Source organism: Yinghuangia soli, from assembly GCF_021502675.1.
GTDB classification, from domain to species: domain Bacteria; phylum Actinomycetota; class Actinomycetes; order Streptomycetales; family Streptomycetaceae; genus Yinghuangia; species Yinghuangia soli.
Window position 1 is genome coordinate 18,429 of record NZ_JAKFHA010000041.1, and the last position, 18,380, is coordinate 36,808.

General features: G+C 74.1%; 16 protein-coding genes. 7 read left to right on the forward strand and 9 right to left on the reverse strand.

All coding sequences use genetic code 11. From position 1 onward, the window contains the following. Positions 1-85: 85 nt before the first annotated feature. Positions 86-898 (forward strand): dihydropteroate synthase, encoded by an 813-nt coding sequence (folP, locus tag LZ495_RS37765; protein WP_235057750.1) that lies wholly within the window; start codon positions 86-88, stop codon positions 896-898. 194 nt (positions 899-1,092) lie between these two features. On the opposite strand, the gene LZ495_RS37770 is transcribed toward folP, so the two are convergent. From LZ495_RS37770 to dapE, 3 genes are all read right to left on the reverse strand, one after another. Further along, positions 1,093-2,538: an alkaline phosphatase PhoX gene (locus LZ495_RS37770; RefSeq protein ID WP_235057703.1), complete on the reverse strand. Its 1,446-nt coding sequence runs from the start codon at positions 2,536-2,538 to the stop codon at positions 1,093-1,095. Positions 2,539-2,782: 244 nt separating this feature from the next. Next, positions 2,783-3,553: an LOG family protein gene (locus LZ495_RS37775; RefSeq protein WP_235057704.1), complete on the reverse strand. Its 771-nt coding sequence runs from the start codon at positions 3,551-3,553 to the stop codon at positions 2,783-2,785. 89 nt (positions 3,554-3,642) lie between these two features. Further along, on the reverse strand, positions 3,643-4,722 hold the full coding sequence (dapE, locus tag LZ495_RS37780) for a succinyl-diaminopimelate desuccinylase (protein ID WP_235057705.1): 1,080 nt from the start codon (positions 4,720-4,722) through the stop codon (positions 3,643-3,645). Between the two features lie 24 nt (positions 4,723-4,746). Between dapE and LZ495_RS37785 the strand changes: the two genes are divergently transcribed. Both LZ495_RS37785 and LZ495_RS37790 read left to right on the forward strand, forming a co-directional pair. Beyond that, complete coding sequence (locus LZ495_RS37785) at positions 4,747-5,667, forward strand: VldE C-terminal domain-containing protein (protein WP_235057706.1); 921 nt, start codon at positions 4,747-4,749, stop codon at positions 5,665-5,667. Positions 5,668-5,893: 226 nt separating this feature from the next. Next, positions 5,894-6,643, forward strand: a complete 750-nt coding sequence (locus LZ495_RS37790) for a hypothetical protein (RefSeq protein ID WP_235057707.1) — start codon at positions 5,894-5,896, stop codon at positions 6,641-6,643. 106 nt (positions 6,644-6,749) lie between these two features. Here the strand turns inward: LZ495_RS37790 and dapC are convergent, their stop codons facing one another. Together dapC and fdxA are read right to left on the reverse strand one after the other, a co-directional pair. Then, entirely contained in the window at positions 6,750-7,829 is a 1,080-nt protein-coding gene (dapC, locus tag LZ495_RS37795) for a succinyldiaminopimelate transaminase (protein WP_235057751.1), read from the reverse strand. Positions 7,830-7,909: 80 nt separating this feature from the next. Continuing rightward, entirely contained in the window at positions 7,910-8,236 is a 327-nt protein-coding gene (fdxA, locus tag LZ495_RS37800; RefSeq protein ID WP_235057708.1) for a ferredoxin, read from the reverse strand. Positions 8,237-8,405: 169 nt separating this feature from the next. Here fdxA and LZ495_RS37805 point away from each other — a divergent pair, with 169 nt between their 5' ends. Together LZ495_RS37805 and LZ495_RS37810 are read left to right on the forward strand one after the other, a co-directional pair. Continuing rightward, positions 8,406-9,446, forward strand: coding sequence for a GNAT family N-acetyltransferase (locus LZ495_RS37805; RefSeq protein ID WP_235057709.1), 1,041 nt, complete (start codon positions 8,406-8,408; stop codon positions 9,444-9,446). Between the two features lie 102 nt (positions 9,447-9,548). Next, entirely contained in the window at positions 9,549-10,406 is an 858-nt protein-coding gene (locus LZ495_RS37810) for a transglutaminase family protein (RefSeq protein ID WP_235057710.1), read from the forward strand. Between the two features lie 12 nt (positions 10,407-10,418). On the opposite strand, the gene LZ495_RS37815 is transcribed toward LZ495_RS37810, so the two are convergent. Continuing rightward, positions 10,419-12,065, reverse strand: a complete 1,647-nt coding sequence (locus LZ495_RS37815) for a glycoside hydrolase family 18 protein (protein WP_235057711.1) — start codon at positions 12,063-12,065, stop codon at positions 10,419-10,421. Between the two features lie 229 nt (positions 12,066-12,294). Between LZ495_RS37815 and LZ495_RS37820 the strand changes: the two genes are divergently transcribed. Next, on the forward strand, positions 12,295-13,059 hold the full coding sequence (locus LZ495_RS37820) for a class I SAM-dependent methyltransferase (RefSeq protein ID WP_235057712.1): 765 nt from the start codon (positions 12,295-12,297) through the stop codon (positions 13,057-13,059). An 80-nt stretch (positions 13,060-13,139) separates the two neighbouring features. Then, positions 13,140-13,874 (forward strand): hypothetical protein, encoded by a 735-nt coding sequence (locus LZ495_RS37825; RefSeq protein WP_235057713.1) that lies wholly within the window; start codon positions 13,140-13,142, stop codon positions 13,872-13,874. A 96-nt stretch (positions 13,875-13,970) separates the two neighbouring features. On the opposite strand, the gene LZ495_RS45130 is transcribed toward LZ495_RS37825, so the two are convergent. The 3 genes from LZ495_RS45130 to mshB form a co-directional block, all read right to left on the reverse strand. Further along, positions 13,971-16,748 carry a VanW family protein gene (locus LZ495_RS45130; protein ID WP_235057714.1) on the reverse strand — a complete coding sequence of 926 codons (2,778 nt, stop codon included), beginning with the start codon at positions 16,746-16,748 and terminating at the stop codon, positions 13,971-13,973. A gap of 279 nt (positions 16,749-17,027) precedes the next feature. Beyond that, positions 17,028-17,423 (reverse strand): DUF6113 family protein, encoded by a 396-nt coding sequence (locus tag LZ495_RS37835; protein WP_235057715.1) that lies wholly within the window; start codon positions 17,421-17,423, stop codon positions 17,028-17,030. Positions 17,424-17,463: 40 nt separating this feature from the next. Beyond that, positions 17,464-18,357: an N-acetyl-1-D-myo-inositol-2-amino-2-deoxy-alpha-D-glucopyranoside deacetylase gene (gene mshB / locus LZ495_RS37840; RefSeq protein ID WP_235057716.1), complete on the reverse strand. Its 894-nt coding sequence runs from the start codon at positions 18,355-18,357 to the stop codon at positions 17,464-17,466. Positions 18,358-18,380: the final 23 nt, after the last annotated feature.

Below are 18,380 nucleotides of genomic sequence, written 5' to 3' on the forward strand. Positions count from 1 at the left end.
AGGGCACGAACAGCACGAACGGGAGGCACCGGTGGCGGCGCTGCGGCTGGGCACACGCGAGTTCGGCGACGACGAGCACGTGATCATGGCGATCGTGAACCGCACCCCCGACTCGTTCTTCGACAAGGGTGCGACGTTCGACGACCGGCCCGCGCTGGAGGCGGTGGACCGCGCGGTCGCCGAGGGCGCCGGCATCGTCGACATCGGCGGCGTCAAGGCCGGACCGGGCGCCGAGGTCGACGCGGCCGAGGAGATGCGCCGCACGGTCTCGTTCGTGGCCGAGGTGCGCCGGCGCCACCCGGACGTGGTGATCAGCGTCGACACCTGGCGGCACGAGGTCGGCGAGGCGGTGTGCGAGGCCGGCGCGGACCTGCTGAACGACGCGTGGGGCGGTGTCGACCCCAAGCTCGCCGAGGTGGCCGCCCGGTACGGCGCCGGCATCGTGTGCACGCACGCGGGCCGCGCGCAGCCGCGCACCCGCCCGCACCGGATCGGCTACGACGACGTCATGGCCGACATCCTGGACGTCACGGTCGGGCTGGCCGAGCGCGCGCTGGAACTGGGCGTGCGGCGCGACGCGATCATCATCGACCCGGGGCACGACTTCGGGAAGAACACCCGGCACTCGCTGGAGGCCACCCGGCGGCTCGGCGAGATGGCCGAGACGGGCTGGCCGGTGCTGGTGTCGCTGTCCAACAAGGACTTCGTGGGCGAGACGCTCGACGCGCCGGTGAACGAGCGCCTCCTCGGCACGCTGGCGACCACGGCGGTCTCGGCCTGGCTGGGCGCGCGCGTGTACCGCGTGCACCAGGTCCGCGAGACCCGGCAGGTGCTGGACATGGTCGCCACGATCCGCGGCCAGCGGCAGCCGGCCGTGGCACGCCGCGCCCTCGCCTGAGGCGCAGCGGGCGGCGCGGCGCCTGACCGGAGGCCCGGCGCGGCAACGGCGAAAAGGGGCTTCGCGTGCGTGCGAAGCCCCTCTTCTCGCCCCCGGTCACCCCGTCGCACCGCTCCCCGCGGTACTGCCCCCGTCGCAGGGTGTCCCCGTGCAGCGCGCGCCCCCGGCCCCGCCGCCGCGGGCGCGCGGTCCGGTCAGAGGGCGCGGTGCGCGCGCCACGGACCGGTGATCGCGTACATGATCCCGGGGTCCTGCACGTTCGCGAACAGGATGCGGCCGTCGAGCGAGTAGGTCGGGCCGGTGAACTCGCTGAACTCCGGGCTCTCCGGGCTGCCGATGTTCAGGTCGTTGCGGGCGATCGGGTACGAGCGGTTGCCGCTCGTGGCGCCGATCAGGTGCTGCACGCCGCTGCCGTCCTCGGCCAGGATCACGCCGCCGTACGGCGAGACGGTGATGTTGTCCGGGCCGTCGAACGGCCCGTCGGTGCCCGGCGCCGGGTTCACGCCGAAGCGCAGCTTGAGGGTCAGGCGGGCGCGGCGCGGGTCGTAGAACCACACCTGGCCGTCGTGCGCGGTGCCCGGGCTCTCGGTGCGCGCGAAGCTGGTGACGATGTACGCGCCGCCGTCGGCCCACCACGCGCCTTCGAGCTTGCGGCCGCGGGTGACGTCGGAGTTCGTGAACTGCTTGCGGATCGAGGTGGTGCGGGCGTCGCGGTCCGGCACCGGGATCCACTTGACCTCGTACGAGGTGCCGATCTCGGTCGCGCGCGACAGGTCGTCGACGAACGCGCCGGACGCGTCGAACGCCTTCATCGCGGCGAGCGTGCCGGCCGTGTCGGCCAGTCCGCGGAGCTTGCCGCGCCCGCCGCGGAAGCCGCGCGGCGGCTCCCAGCGGAACAGCAGGCCGTTCGGCTTGCTGGCGTCCTCGGTCAGATAGATGTGGCCGCGCCACGGGTCGACGACCGCCGCCTCGTGCGCGAACCGGCCGAGCGCCTTGATGGGCTTGGGGTCGCGGTTCGCGCGGCGGTCGTACGGGTCGACCTCGAAGACGTAGCCGTGGTCCTTGGTGGCGCCGCCCTGGCCCGCGAGGACCTCGGTCTCCTCGCAGGTCAGCCAGGTGTCCCACGGGGTCTTGCCGCCCGCGCAGTTGACCGCGGTGCCGGCCACGCCCACGTACTCGCGGGTGCGGCGGCCGTGCCGGTCGGTCTCCACGACGGTGCAGCCGCCACCGAGCGCCGGGTCGTAGGTGTAGCCCTCCAGCGGCGGCACCGGGAACTCGGTGTCCGCGAGCGCGCCTTGCTCGTGGTTGACGACCAGCACGCTGCCCCCGCCGTGCCGGTAGAACGCCGCCGTGCCGTCGTGGCTGCCCGGCGTGTACTGGCCCGACTCCAGCTTGGTCACGCCGGTCTGCGTGACTATCTGGTACGCGAAGCCCGCGGGCAGCGCCAGCTTGCCGGCCGGGTCCGCGACCAGCGGGCCGTAGCCGAACTCCGGGCGGCCCGGGCGGCCGTGCCGGTCCCCGTCCTGAGCCGGGGCCGCCGACGCGCCCGGGGCGAGCAGCATCTCGGTGCTGCCGACGAATGCGACACCGGCTCCGGCCACGGCGGAGCGGCCCAGGAAGCCTCTACGGGACAGCGACATCGGTTCTCCTGCTCAAAGGGGACGGCTGCGCATGAGTGCCATGGGCAACTCCGGCATCGGCGCCGCCGTGCGGCACCGGGCGCACACACGCTCCCGCGCGGCGGTGTCCGCACGGTGAACGCGGCCGGTCGGACGGATGCCGGTCAGACGACCGTTCGTCCCTCTCTGGCAGGGGTTGTGACGCGTGCTCAGGCACGCGTGACCAGGTACTTGTGATCAGGTACTTGTGATCAGGTGCGCGGGGTCAGCGCCCCGCGCGCTTCTCCGCCTCTTCCTTGGCGCGCCGCGCGGCCGCCTCGGCCTCGTCGAGGAGCTTGTCGGCGTTCGCGATGATCCGGACCGCCTCGTCGATGTCGTCGGTCAGGTGGATCAGGTCGAGGTCCTTGGGCGAGGCCTTGCCGGTCGCCACCACCTGGTCGCGCAGCCAGTCCAGCATGCCGCTCCAGTAGGCCCGGCCGACGAGCACCACCGGGAAGTGCGTGACCTTGCGGGTCTGCACGAGGGTGAGCGCCTCGAAGAGCTCGTCGAGCGTGCCGATGCCGCCGGGCAGCACCACGAACCCCTGCGCGTACTTCACGAACATCGTCTTGCGGACGAAGAAGTAGCGGAAGTTCAGCTCGATGTCGCAGTACGGGTTCAGGCCCTGCTCGAAGGGCAGCTCGATGCCCAGGCCCACCGACACGCCGCCGGCCTCCTGCGCGCCCTTGTTGGCGGCCTCCATCGCGCCGGGGCCGCCCCCGGTCACCACCGCGTACCCGGCCTCGACGAGCGCCTTGCCGACCTGCTCGCCGAGCGCGTACTCCGGGCTCGCGGGCGGGGTGCGGGCCGAGCCGAACACCGCGACCGCCTTGCCCAGTTGCGCCAGCGCACCGAAGCCCTCGACGAACTCGGACTGGATGCGCAGCACCCGCCAGGCCTCGGCACCGAGGTGCCGGACGGCGGCCGGATGCGACGCGGCCACCTCGGCCGGCGTGGCGAACTCGGGGGGCTCTGCGGGAGTGAAGCGCGTGTCCATGCCGTCCACACTGGCATGCGGGACGATCAGATGTACGCATTTACCCGACCGGCGCGATCGGATCATCCGATCGATACGCCGGCCGCGGTTCAGTCCGCCAACCAGGCCAGCAGGCGCTCTTCGGCCACGCGCACCGCGTCGATCTCGACGTACTCGCCCCGGGTGTGCGCGAGGGCCGGGTCGCCCGGCCCGTAGTTGACCGCCGGGACGCCGAGCGCCGAGAAGCGCGCCACGTCGGTCCAGGCGACCTTCGCGCGCGGCTCGCCGCCGACCACCGCCACGAACGCCGCCGCCGCGGGCCGGTCCAGGCCGGGCAGCGCGCCGGGCGCCGAGTCGGTGACCTCCACGGTCGCGCCGCGGGCCACCGCCGGGGCGAAGACCTCGCGCAGGTGCGCCTCCGCGTCGGCCTCCGAACGGTCCGGGGCGAAGCGGAAGTTGACCAGCACCGAGCAGGCGTCCGGGATGACGTTGCCGGCCACGCCGCCCTCGATGCCCACCGCGTTCAGGCCCTCGCGGTACTCCAGCCCGTCGATCACCGCGATGCGCGGCTCGTACGCCTCCAGCGCGGCCAGGATCGGCGCGGCCTTGTGGATCGCGTTGTCGCCCAGCCACGACCGCGCCGAGTGCGCACGGACGCCGGCCGTGGTGATCCGCACGCGCATGGTGCCCTGGCAGCCGCCCTCGACGACGCCGCCGGTCGGCTCCAGCAGCACCGCGAAGTCGCCCGCGAGCCACTCCGGGTGGTTCCGGGCGAGGCGGCCCAGGCCGTTCTTGACCGCCTCGACTTCCTCGTTGTCGTAGAAGACATAGGTGATGTCGCGGTTCGGCGCGGTCAGGTGCGCGGCCAGCCGCAGCTGCACCGCGACGCCGGCCTTCATGTCGGAAGTGCCGCAGCCGTACAGGCGCGGTCCGTCCACTCGGGACGGCACGTTGTCGGCGATCGGCACGGTGTCCAGATGCCCGGCCAGCACCACGCGCTCGGTCAGCCCGAAGTTGGTGTGCGCGACGACCGAGTCGCCGTCCCGCGCCACGGTCAGGTGCGGAAGTTCGCGCAGGACCCGCTCGACCTCGTCCGCCAGGACCTTCTCCGCGCCGCTTACCGAGGGGATGTCGACGAGTTGGGCGGTGACGTCGGCCGCATCGCGCGACAAGTCCAGAGCATCAGGCATACCGGCCACCATAGTCTTCGTCCTGTGGGCCAGAGAAAACGCAGTTCGGAGAGTACGGAGCAGTCGGGCATAGTCGGCTGGGCGATCGCCCTGCTCGTCGTCCTGGGGCTGTTCGCCGGGGTCGGCGTCGTGGTCGTCAAGATGTGGCCCGAGGGGATCACCCGCGACGAGTGCAAGGTCGCCGGTGCGGACGGCGGTACCGCCTACCGGCTGGATCCGGACCAGGCCGGCAACGCGGCCACCATCACCGCGGTCGCGCAGGCCCGCGGGCTGCCCGAGCGGGCCGTGACGATCGCCCTCGCCACGGCGATGCAGGAGTCCAAGCTCGTCAACATCGACTACGGGGACCTCGATTCGCTGGGCCTGTTCCAGCAGCGGCCCTCGCAGGGCTGGGGCACCCCCGAGCAGGTCACCGACCCGGTCTACGCGACCGGCAAGTTCTTCGACGGCCTGGTCAAGGTGCCGGACTACCTGACCCTCCCGCTGACCGTCGCCGCCCAGAAGGTGCAGCGCAGCGGCTTCCCGGATGCGTACGCCAAGCACGAGCCGAACGCCGCCGCCCTGGCCGGCGTGCTGACCGGGCGCGTCCCGGCGGGCCTGGGCTGCCGCATCAAGGCGGACCCGGCGCCGGCCTCCGCCGCACCGCTGCGCACCGCGCTCACCCGCGGCTTCGGTCCCGCGGTGCCCGCCGCGTCCGTCACCGAACCGGCCCCCGGCACGCTGGCCGTGGCCCCGGGCGGCCCGGTCGGCCGCGGCTGGGCGGTCGCCGCCTGGGCGGTCGCGCAGTCCGAGGAACTGGGCGTCCGCGAGGTCGCCTTCGACGGCAAGGTGTGGACCCGCGAAGACGGCGGCAAGGGCTGGCGGACCGGTCAGCCCGCGGGCGCGGGCGGGGCCAAGGCGCCGGCCGCCGATCCGTCGGTGGTCCGAATCCGCTACGCGGACTGACACGGCCGGTCGGTGCACGGTCGGGAACGGGCGGGGCGCGGATAGTCCGCGCTCCGGCATTTCCACCGGACACCCTTCTTGATGCACTTTCGGAAAACCGCCACTCGGATGGAGCAGTCCCCGGAACCAATCGCGCACTCCGGCAGATATACCCGGCGTCCGAGCCTTCCCGGCCCGGGCACCGCAAGGTACGCCTGCCGATTCTGTGTAGTAGTTGAGGAGCGCGATGTCGAGCACTCTCCCGCGCCGCGTGGCCCAGGCCGCGCTGCTGGTCGCCGCCGCGGGTGCCGCCCCCGTCCTGGCCGCCCCCGCGGCCCACGCCGACCTGCCGCTGGCCGGCCTCGGCGGACTCGGCGGCATCACCCAGCCCGACCTGGCGGGCCTCCCGCAGGTCGGCGGCGACACTCTCGGCGGGGCGGGTGTCCTCGACGAGGCGGCCGGCCTGACGTCCATGGCCCAGCAGCCGGAGGTGGCCGAACTGGGCGCCCTCGCGCAGCCGGCCGACCTGGCGAGCCTGAGCTCGATGGCGCAGCCGGACCTGTCCGCGGTCACCGCCCGGGTGCCCAAGCCGCAGCTGAGCGGCGTGACCGGGATGGCGTCCGAGGAGGTGTCCGGGCTCGGGCAGCTCGCGAACCCCGACTTCGCCGCGCTCGGCAGCGTCCAGCCGGACTTCTCCGACCTGACCGGTGCCGCCCAGCCGGACGTCGCGGTCCCCGCCGCGGCCAAGCGCGTCCCGGCCAAGGCCGCCGACGCCATGGGCCAGCGCCTGGAGAATTCCATCCTGGCCCCGGCCATGATGGGCATCGGCCCGTCGCTGCCGGTCGCCGGCTACGCCACCGACCAGTCCGTGAACGCCGCCATGCCGGCCACCGACGCGGCCCTGGCGCACGGCACGCAGCAGCACATCGTGACGAACTCCGCGACGACGCTGGACGGCGTGAGCACGCCGCTGCGCGAGGTTCCGCAGCACCTCTGATCACAGCCGGTCTGCACCGACCGAGCCGATCGACGGGGTCCGGCCTCCGGACCCCGGCTGCGGATCCGCCGGGTGTGCGGGGCGGTACCGAGCACCGCCCCGCACATCAGGACGCCTTGAGCCGCTCGACCGCCGCCGCCACGCGCTCGTCCGTCGCGGTGAATGCCACCCGGACGTGCCGCTCCCCCGCGGTGCCGTAGAAGTCGCCGGGCGCCACGAGCACACCGCGCTCGGCCAGCCACCCCACGGTCTCCCAGCAGGGCTCGTCCCGCGTCGCCCACAGGTAGAGGCTCGCCTCGGAGTGCTCGATGCGGAACCCGGCCGACTCGAACGCGTCGCGCAGCTGCGCCCGCCGGGCCGCATAGCGCGCCTTCTGCTCGGCCACGTGCGCGTCGTCGCCGAACGCCACCCGCATGGCCTCCTGCACCGGACCCGGCACGATCATGCCCGCGTGCTTGCGCACCGCCAGGAGTTCGCGCACCACGTCCGGGTCGCCGGTCACGAAACCGGCCCGGTAGCCGGCCAGGTTCGAGCGCTTCGAGAGCGAGTGCACGGCCAGCAGGCCCTCGTGCGAACCGCCGCAGATGTCCGGGTGCAGCACGGAGACCGGCTCGGCCTCCCAGCCCAGTTCGATGTAGCACTCGTCGGAGACCAGGAGCGCGCCGATCGAGCGCGCCCAGGCCACCAGCTCGCGCAGCTCGTCCGCGCCCTGCACGGCACCGTGCGGATTGCCCGGCGAGTTGATCCAGACCATCCGCACGCCGTCCGCGGCGGGGCGTTCGCCGTCCGCCATCGGCACCGGCTCGGCACCGGCCAGGCGGGCCCCGACGTCGTACGTCGGGTACGCCAGTGCCGGGTGCAGCACCTTGTCGCCCGGGCCCAGGCCCAGTTGCGCGGGCAGGCCGGCGACCAGTTCCTTGGTGCCGATCACCGGCAGCACCGCCGCCGGGTCGGCGCCGGTCACGCCGAGCCGCCGGCGCAGCCAGCCGGCCACCGACTCGCGCAGTGCGGCGGTGCCGTAAGTGAGGGGATAGCCCGGCGAGTCCGCGGCCGCGGCGAGCGCGTCCCGGACCAGCTCGGGGGTCGGGTCGACAGGCGTCCCGACGGAAAGGTCGACGATCCCGCCGGCATGTGCCGCGGCGGTCGCCTTGTACGACTCCAGCCGGTCCCAGGGGAACTCGGGCAGGCGTCCGGAGACGCGCCGCGCCGCCCACCCCTGGGCAGGGGCGGGCGGCGCGGTGCGGTCGAGCGGTGCGGTCACGACGCTCAGTCGTCCTCGCCCTGCGGGGGCAGCGCGGCGATGACGGCGTGGTCCTTCTCGATCAGGCCGAGCTTGGAGGCGCCGCCGGGCGAGCCCAGGTCGTCGAAGAACTCGACGTTGGCCTTGTAGTAGTCCTGCCACTCCTTCGGGACGTCGTCCTCGTAGAAGATCGCCTCGACGGGGCAGACCGGCTCGCAGGCGCCGCAGTCGACGCACTCGTCAGGGTGGATGTACAGGGCCCGCTGGCCCTCGTAGATGCAGTCGACGGGGCACTCCTCGATGCAAGCCTTGTCCTTCACGTCGACGCAGGGCTGCGCGATGACGTACGTCACGTGGGATTCCTCCTCATGGCGGGCTACGCCTTAGGTCGTTACAGATGCGCGGGAGCGCGGCAACGTCGATGCCCGTCACTAGTATCGCGGTGGTCCCGGGCTATCTCCTAGCGGGCCCATATCAGCAGAGATCTCCGGCGGAGTTCATACGGATCAGGGGGCACACCAGGTGAACCGGATCACACCCGAAGACGTCGGCCGGCGCGTGTCGGTTCGGCGCCTGCTGAGCGGGCCGGACGAGCCCGTCCAGTACGGCGATGTCGTCGGCGACCTCACCGGGTGGGCCGACGGCGTCCTCACGATCACCCGAAGGGACGGTTCCGTCGCCCGGGTGGCCGAGCGCACCCTGGTGGCCGGCAAGGTCGTGCCGCCCGCCCCGGCCCGCGGCCCGGCGGCCGTGCCGGTCGAGGCCCTGCAGAGCGCCGCCGACCGGGCCTGGCCGGCGGTCGAGTACGCCGGGCTCGGCGACTGGCGGCTGCGCGCCTCCGCGGGGTTCACCCGGCGCGCCAACTCGGTGCTGGTGACCGGGTCCCCGGACCGCCCGCTGCCGGACGCGGTCGCGGCCGCCGAGGCCTGGTACGCGGACCGCGGGCTGCCCGCCTACTTCCAGGTGGTGGCCGGCTCCGCGGCGGACCGGCACCTCGCCGAGGCCGGCTGGGAGGCGCAGGCCCGGGCGATCGTGCAGGTCGCCCGGCTCGGCGCGGTGGCCGACCTGCTCGGCGACCCGGACGCCGGCGCCCCCGGCACGGTCGAGCTGGCCGACGCACCGGACCGGTCCTGGATGGCGCGGTACCACAAGGTGGCCGCCGAAGGCCCGGGCGCGGACGCCGCCCGGCACGTGCTGGCCGGCCCGCGCGGCACCGTCTTCGCGCAGCTGCGCGAGCCCGGCCAGGAGGTCCCGACCGCGATCGGGCGGGCCACCGTGGACCTGGGCGGCAGCACGATGCCCGGCCCCGGCGGACTCGCCACGGGGCTGCGGGTGGTGAGCTACACCGCGATAGAGGTCGACCCGGCGTACCGGCGCCGCGGACTCGGCCGCCGCATCATGGCGGCCCTGACCCGGCACGCCCTGGACGCGGGGGCGACCACCGCGCTGCTGTCCGTCGAGGACGACAACGAACCGGCCGTGCGCATGTACGCCGGGCTGGGCTTCGCCGAGCACCACCGCTACCACTACCGCGTCCGGACCGCGGACACGGGCACGCACTGAGCGAGGGCGCCCCTTGCCGCCGGGCGCCCCGCTCGTCCCCCGGATGCGGCACGCTGGACCTCCGGACCGCCAACTCCACCACTACCGCAGGGAGCCGCCGGGGTGAACGACCCGAATGCCGCGCCCGCCCGCCGAGCGCGATTCGCCGAGGTGGTGCGCGCCGACCCGGTCGATCTGGCCGAGGCGTGCCTGCTGATGGGTGCCGAGGCGGACCCCGCGCTGGACATCAAGACCGGCCTCGTCGAACTCGACCGGCTGGCCGGTGCGGTGGCCGCGAAGCTGACCGGCCCCGCGGACACCGAGGCGCCCGCCCGGGCGGCCGCGGTGCTGGCCTTGGTGCTCGGCGCCCGGGCGGGCTTCGGCGGGGCGCAGGCCGACTACGCCGATCTGCGGTCCTCGCTGCTGCCCGAGGTGCTGCGGCGCCGCCGCGGGCTGCCGATCCTGCTGTCCGTGGTGTGGATCGAGGTGGGGCGCCGGGTCGGGCTGCCGGTGTACGGGGTCGCGCTGCCCGGCCATTTCGTGGTCGGGATCGGGGACCCGGACGGCGAGTTCGTGCTCGCCGACCCGTTCGCCGGCGGCCGGCTGCTGACCGTCGACGACGCCCGCGGCATCGCCATCGGTGCGGGCGGCTCCCCCGACGACCCGCATCTGCTGGCTCCGGCCCTGCCGTCCGCGATCCTGCTGCGCATCCTCAACAACATCCGGGTCTGGGCGCAGAATCCGCAGCAGGCCCCGGAGCGCGCCTGGACGCGCCTGTGGGCCGTGGAACTGTCGCTGCTGCTGCCCCGGCACCCTGCCGCGCTGCGCCGCGAGCGCGGCACGCTGCTGGTGCAGACCGGGGATTTCACCGGCGGTGCCGCGGAGTTGGACGACTTCGCCGACCTGGTCGGGGCGATCGACCGGGCGCTGGCGGAGACCGTGCGGCGCGAGGCGCGCGAGGCCCGGGCCCGCCTCAACTGACCCGGGGCGGGGCTACTTGGCCTGGAAGGCCCGCGCGTACGCGTGCGGCACCTGCGGGAGCCCGCTGCACGGCGGTTCGTCCGCCGCGTTGGTGCCCGAGCACGCGCGGTCCCGGACCGCGGACCACCACGACAGCCGGCCCAGGTTGTTCGCCGCGGCGAAGGCGGCCAGTTGGCGGGCGTCCGCGAGCGTGAAGACCTCGCCGGGCACGTCCCCGGACCCGATGAGCGGCGTGACGGACAGGATTTGCCAGGCCTGCTGGTCGGACATCTGCAGCCAGATGGACCGCAGTTGGCCGTGCGCCGCGCGGGCCGCGTCCATGGCGTAGCGGCCCATGTTCCCGGCCGGGTCCGGCGCGTTCGCGGCGCCGTAGTCCATCGCCAGCAGGTTCACCGAGTCGACGCCGACCTGGCGGGCCGCCGCGTCGCGCAGCAGGGCCATGGCCTCCGGGCCGAGCCCGGCCGGGCCGGCCGGCAGCGTGTAGGTGATCTCCACGGAGCGCCCGTCGCGGCGGAGGCCGTCGCGCAGCAGGCCGAGGGCGATGTTGCGGCGTTCGACGATGTCCGGCCGGCCGAGCGAGCGGCCTTCGACGTCCAGGTCGATGCGGTCGACCTCGTAGGTGTCCACCACCGCCCGGTACGCGGCGGCCAGTTCCTCGGGAGTCGCGCAGGACGCCGCGAGGTCGGTGCCGGCCGCGCCGCCGAACGAGACCGAGGCCCGGCCGCCCAGCGCCCGGAGTTCGGCGAACTTCGCGGTGATGCCCGGGTCGTCCAGGCGTATCCCGCCGCCCCACGCGGGCCGGCAGCCGCCGAGGTCGACCACGAACGCCAGGGTCCAGTCGGTGATTCCGGTCGCGGCGGCCGCGGCGGCCAGGTCGTAGGAACCGGGCGCGGCGAGGTCGAGGTACGGGCGGAGCGGGACGCCCTGCGCGGTGCCGCCCGGATTGCCCGTCCGGCTCGCGGGAGTCTGCGGCGGAGGCGCCGTGCCGGGTCCGGCCCCGCTGCCCGCGGTGGCGCCGCCGGGCGGCGGCGATCCCGTGGCGGCCGCGCCACTGGATGCGCCGGGCACCGGATGGCCCGGCTGCGTACGCGGGTTCGCCGGTCCGGCGCCCGAGGTCGCGGTGGGTTCGGGGGCGGTGCGGGAGCGCTCGCCGGCGGACTCGACCAGGGCGCCGCCCATGCAGGGGTGCCGGTTGATGGTGCAGTCGACCGGAGTCTCGAAGGGCGGGACGGACGGGTCCACATGCCGGGCCTCGAAGCCGACCACGGCGGTCTCGCCGGGCCGCAGCGCGTGGTTCCAGTCCTCGCTGCGGATCGTGTAGCGGGCGCCGTCCCGGTCGAGGCGCCCGTTCCACAAGGTGGTGACCTCGCTGCCGGGCGGCAGCCGGAAGCGCAACGTCCAGCCCTGCACGGTCTCGTCGCCGGCGTTGCGCAGGATGTACTGGGCGCTGAAGCCGTTGTCCCAGCTGCCGGTGCGCACGTACTCCGCACTCAGCCGGTCGGGCTTGTCCTCGCCGGAGAAGGCCACCACGAAAACCGCGGGCAGTGCGGCCAGGACGACCGCGGTGACGGCCCAGCGGACCCGGCCGCGCAGGGCGTCACGGGCACGCGTCGACCACGGAGTTCGCGCAGTCGGCGCGGTCGCGCGGCGCAGCCCCATGGCCCTGCCTCCGAAGTGCTGCACAGACCCGGCGCGGAACTCCGGCCGGGCGGACCGGCGTCGGCCGAACTCGCCGCCGCTGGTGGCGCCTGGACTCTACTCCTCCGTTCGGCGGCGCAGATGCGAACACGGTACGCGGCGCCCGTGGAGCCGGTCACATCATGATCGACTGTCTCACTATGTAAAATATGAGTCTCAAATTATGGAGTCGACCCTTAAGCTGCAAGGCATGACTTGGAATGCAATGCAGTACGACAACAACTTCTCGTTCGTTTCGGCATACGGCCGCGGAGTGGTCGAGCTGCTGGCCGCCGAGCCCGGCGAACGCATCCTCGACCTGGGCTGCGGGACCGGCGATCTGGCCGTCGAGATCGCCGCCTCGGGGGCGTCCGTGCACGGCATCGACGGCGACGCCGAGATGATCCGCACCGCCGTCGCGAAGCACGGAGAGGCCGCCGGGGCACCGACGTTCGCGGTCGCGGACGGCCACACCTTCACGGTGGCCGAGCCGTTCGACGCGGTGTTCTCCAACGCCGCACTGCACTGGATGAAGCAGCCCGGCGAGGTGGCCGCCCGGGTCCGCGACGCGCTGGTGCCGGGCGGCCGGTTCGTCGCCGAGTTCGGGGCGGGCCGCAACGTCGCCGCGCTGATCGAGGGCCTGCGCACCGCGGCCGCCGAGGTCGCGCCCGGCGTCCCCGTCGAACTGCCGTGGTACTTTCCGTCCACCGCCGAATACGCCACATGCCTGGAGCAGGCCGGATTCGAGGTCCGGACGACCTCGTACTTCGACCGCCCCACCGCGCTGAGCCCGGGCGACACGGCCGCAGACTGGTGGCGCATGTTCGGCCCGCTGGTACTGCGGCACTTCCCGGCCGACGTGCACGAACCGCTGCTGGCCCGCGTGGACGACGTCCTGCGCGACCGGCTGACCCGCGAAGACGGCAGCTGGTACGCCGACTACGCCCGGCTGCGCTTCGTCGCGGTACGCCGCTGACCCCGGCCGCCCCGCCGAGCACCCGCGCGGACCGAGTGCCGTGCCCCGTCGCGGGCGGTCCGCGCGGGTACGGTGCCTTCATGCTGCACCTGACCGACACCCGGACCGGCCGCCCGCAGCCCGTCGCCCCACCCGGCACCCGGCGGCTGCGGGTGGCCTACTGCCCCGCATCGCTGCGCGCCGCCCTCGCCGCCGATCTCGCCCGGCGGGCCGCGGAGCGCTCGCGGCTGGTCGTCGCGGTCGCCGCCCACGCCTGCGAACGCCCGGCTCTGCCCGGCCTGATGCGGTTCAACATCCACCCGCCGAACGGCGCCTCGGCACCGTTCGACGTGCACTTCCTCGGCCCCCGGGAGCCCTTGGACGCCGATGCCGAGCCCACCCCGGCGGACGCCGCCGACGCCCCGCGGCCCGGCTCCCCCGCGCGCATCCTGGTGTCCGTACCGCCCGATCCCGCACCCGAGGACACCCCGCCCGGCGACCCTCTCGTGCTGCGTCTCGCGCTGCTGGCCCAGGGCGTGTTCGCGGCCGGACCGCTCGGCTTCGCCGACTTCGCGGCCGCCGCCGACGCACTCGCGCTGCTGCGCGCCGACGTGGCGCGGTTCGCCGAGTCGCCGTCCGCCGCGATGCCCGCCGCCCGGGTGGCCGAGGTGCACGGCCTGATCGACGACGGCCTGGACACCGCGCACGCGCTGGCGCTTGCCCATGCGCTGCGCCGCGACGCCGGACTGGCCGAAGGGGCCCGCTTCGAGGCCCTCGTGCACCTCGACCGCTTCTGGGGCCTCGACGTGGCGCAGGACATCGGCCGCGCGCGCTGAGCCCGCGGAAACGCCGAGGGGCGGCCCTGGGCTTTGTGCCCGGGACCGCCCCTCGGCGTTTCGTTCCGCGTCCGCCGAAGGCGGCCTGATGCAGCGTCAGCCCGCGTCCGGCGGCGGGGGCGTGCCGCCCGCGGGCGGCGTCGCACCGCCGGCCGGAGGCGCCGCCGGGCCGCAGATGATGTTGTCGGCCGCGTCGTACTTGGTGTGGAACTGCTCGCGGCGGACTTCCTTGCCGTCCTTGACGAACACCCGCGTCACATCGATCTTGAAGCCGGCCGACGGCCCCTGCGCGACGCAGCCCGCACCGGTGTCGTTGACCGTCTTCGGCGCCACCGGGTCGTACTTGTTCGAGCTGACCGACTTGATCTGGTCGTACTTCTTGGTGCCCAGCAGGGTGACCGTGATCGTCGAGTCGGTGTACGCGGTGTCGATGAACACCGGCTTGCCCGAGTCGTTCTGCCACTTCAGGTCCAGCGACGGCCACGCCACGGTCGCCTCGCGGCCGGCCGGGTAGCGGTCGATCCAGAAGCTGTGCGGCTTGTGCATCACGTCCTTGAGGCCCGCGAAGAACACCGCGTTGAACATCGTGGTGGCGACCTGCGAGACGCCGCCGCCGAAGTCGGTCTGGAAGCGCCCGTTGTTGATGATGGTGCCCTTGGCAAACCCGTTCTCCGCGGTGCGCTCGCCGACCGTCTTGTTGAGCGACCACGTCTCGCCGGGCATCACGATGCCGCCGTCGATGAGGTCCGCGGCCCGGTGGATGTTGGTGAGCCGGTACGCCGCGTACGGGTAGTTCGTGGTGTACGTCGCCATCACCTCGGTGATGCCGAGCGCCTCGGCCTTCGCCGTGGTGAACTCCGGGTCGACCGGGCCGAGCGTGACCGCCGCGGTGCGCGCCGCACCGGTCTTGGTGAGCACGCCGAGCAGCGCCTGCGCGGCGTTCGTGCCCGAGACGCCCTGGCCCGGCTTGTGCGCGACGACCACGACCTTGCCGTTCTCCACCTTGAACGTCGCGTCGACCGGCTTCTGGCCGACCGCCGAGAAGGTGTTGCCGAGCGCCTCCTGCAGACCCGCGGTATCGATCTTCGGGGTCAGCTTGCCGTTGGCGTCCGGCTCCATCGACAGGTACTTGGCCAGCGTGGCCGGCTCCAGCTTCAGGCTCGCCTTGCCGGCCGTCAGCGTGACCGGGCCGGACATCGCCGGGCCCGCGAACTCGCGCATCGCGCGGTCCACTTCCTCCTGGGTGACCTTCGGCTTGGACAGCTTGGTGGGCAGCACGACCGGACCGCTGCGGGCCAGGTACGCGTCGCGCACCGCGGCCACCGCGGCCGGGGTGTCCAGCACCTGCACGGACTGCGGGGCGATCGCGGCGGCCTTGCCGCCCGCGAACGAGATGCCGCCCTCGCGCTGCTGCTCGCCCGCGTCCGCGGCCAGCTGCTCCAGCGCCGCGGCCAGCTTCGCCGGGTCCTCGATGGTGCGCGGCTTGACCTCGCGGCCGCCGCCGAACATCGCCGGAATGGACTCGAGCGGGTTCAGGCTGCGCTCGGCGGCCCGGTCCACGGTGCCGCGGGTGTCCAGGATGAGTCCGGCGTTCGGCGGGTCGAGGGTCAGCTCCTTGTCGCCGAGCTTCACCTTGAACGGGCCGGTGGCGCGCTCGCCCAGGCCGCGCTCCAGGGTGCGGATCGCCTCGCTCTTGGACTGGCCGCCGATGTCCACGCCGAGCACCGAGGTGCCGCGCGGGACGCCGCCGCCGGCGTAGGCCAGCGAACCGCCGTACAGCCCGCCGAGCAGTGCGAAGACCGCCGCGGACGCGACGATCGCGGTACGCCGGCGCTTGCGCTTGGCCTGCGCGGGGCCGTCCGGGGTCCGGCGGCCCGCCTCCTGGCGGCTGCCGGGCCCGCCCGGGCCCGCGGTGCCGCCGGCCGGGGTGTCGACGCCGAACTCGTGGTCGTCGACGTCGTCCCAGCCGCGGATGCCCGCGCCGTCGACGTAGCCGCCGCGCTCGTCGTAGCCGTCGTAGCCCTCGCCGTCCCGGCCCATGGGGGCCTGGCCGCGCAGCACGATCGGCGGGATGGGCCGCGATCCGGGGATCTTGATGCTGGCCCGGGTGGTCATGGTCTGGTCGCCGTCCTCGCCCGGACCGGCCTCCTGGGTGAAGGCCTCCGAGGACATCGGCGTCTGCAGGTCCGCGGGCGGCCCGAACGCGCCGATCAGGCTGCGCCGGCCGGCCCGGGTGGGCAGGCCGGAGGCGCCCCGGTCGGCCGCGTCCGCTTCGGCGGGCTGCATGTTCGCGACGGGGTCGCCGGGGAACGCGGGGGCGCCCGGGGCGACCGGGGCGCCGGACGGGCCCGGGACTCCCGGCGTGCCCGGCTCCGCGGGGAACTGCGGGTCGCGGTACGCCGCGGCCGGGAAGTCCGGTGCCGGGAAGTCCGGCGCCGGGAAGTCGGGACCGGGCGCGGGGTCGGCCGGGTAGCCGCCCGCATAGCCGCCGAGGTCGGGGCCGGAGCCCGGGCCGGGGTAGCCGCCGTCGCCGAAGCCCGGCGCCGCGGAGCCGCCGGGGCCGGGCTCGCCGTAGCCGGACTCGCCGTACTGCGGCACGTAGGGAGTGGGCGGCACGCCGGCCGGCGACGGCATCGGGCGCACCGGTTCGTCGTCGAACCACGCGTCGAACTCGGCCGGATCGCGCGGCGGCAGCCGGTCCGCGGCCGGGCCGGGCCCGCTGCCCGCACCCGCGTCGGACGCCCCGGCCGGGGCGGTCTCGCCCTCGCCCGGGAGGGAGCGGGGCGGCGTCGCCGGCCGGCTGGGCGGCCGGTCGAAGAAGGGATGACGCTCCTCGGGCGCACCGGAAGGCGTGGGGGGATGGTCGTTGCTCACGACGAACGAACTCTCCGTTGCGATCCTCGACCGCCCCGGAAGGCGGCCACCGACGACCGGTTGCGTCTCACAGCACCCGCCACCGATCGAATGATGATCGTATGCGGCGCGCCGTGCCGGGACGGAACCGCGTGCCTGACCGGCACACGTGGGGCCTTGGACTGGGAGTACTTGGCCGCTACAAGCGGAGCAACGAATGCGGCGCGCCGGAAGTTACGTTCGCGCTCCCGGCGGCCGGACCCGGCCCTCACGCCGTCGAGCATGGGCCGGACTGGTCCGTCACTTGCCGCTCGAAGGCAGCCTTTCACCCGAAAGAAGTAGCGAGCTTGCATTGCCGCCCCACGGCTGCATCGCAAGCATGGCACCGACCACCGAGCCGCCCAGCAGGAACACGTACGAGCCGGCTCCGCCGGTGAAGACCCAGTCCCCCTCGGGCCGCGGAGCCGCTGCGATGTAGAACACGGTGATCAGCCACCCGGCCACCGGCGCGATCGCGCCGGCCTTCGCGCGGGTGAGCATGCCGCCCGCCGCGAACAGCGCGCCGGCGCCGCCCAGGGCCAGGATCAGCCCGGCGGGCGCGTATGCCGACTGGGCGAACGCACCGACCGCGCCTGCTGCGCAGCCCAGCACGAACAGACCGACGTATGCCGCGACCCGGCCGACCGTGGAAATCACTGATGCACCCTAACCCGGCGCCGCCCGGCCTGTGGCCGGGTCACCCGCGAAGGCCCGCGAACAGGTCGTTCTCGCGGCCGTCCGGACCGGCCGGACCGGGCTCGCCCTTGACCTGGCGGTAGTGCTCGACCGTCATGATCGACTGCCCGACGTTGTTGGACAGCGCGAAGAAGGCGTCCTCGGTGTTGACCTGGGTCGGGTACGCGCGCAGCGCCTCGACCTTGGCGTCGAAGTACTCCCCCGCCTCGACCGCGGCGGTCACCAGGGCGTCGTCCACCACGAACGGCAGGTCGTCGACCTCCACATTCTCGAACGGCAGCTCCTGGCCCGCCTCCTTCATGCGCTCGAACCCGGCGGCGACCACGGAGCGCGGCATCGCGTTCCAGTAGATCTTGGCGACCTCCCACGGCTCGCCCGCGCCGTACGCCGGGTCGGCGGCCAGCTCCGCGGCCCGCATCGCGACGCGGTGCGCCTGGATGTGGTCCGGGTGGCCGTAGCCGCCGATCTCGTCATAGGTGACCAGCACCTGCGGGCGCACCTCGCGGACGACCGGGACCAGGTGGCCGGCCGCCTCGTCGACGTCGGCCTGCCAGAAGGAGTCGGGGCGCTCGTTGGGCGGCGTGCCCATCATCCCGGAGTCCCGGTAGCGGCCCGGGCCGCCCAAGTAGCGCTGGTCGCCGACGCCGAGCGCCTTCATCGAGTCGGCCAGCTCCGTCATGCGGTGCGGGCCGAGCGCGTCCTCGCGGTCGGCGGCCAGGTGCGCGAGCTCGGGCACCAGGATCTCGCCCTCTTCGCCGAGCGTGCAGGTCACCAGGGTGACGTGGACGCCCTCGGCCGCGTAGCGGGCCATGCTGGCGCCGTTGTTGATCACTTCGTCGTCCGGGTGGGCGTGCACGAGCAGCAGGCTGAGCGGAGTCGCGGGCGCATCGGTCATGCCCGCCAGCGTACGTGCCGGTT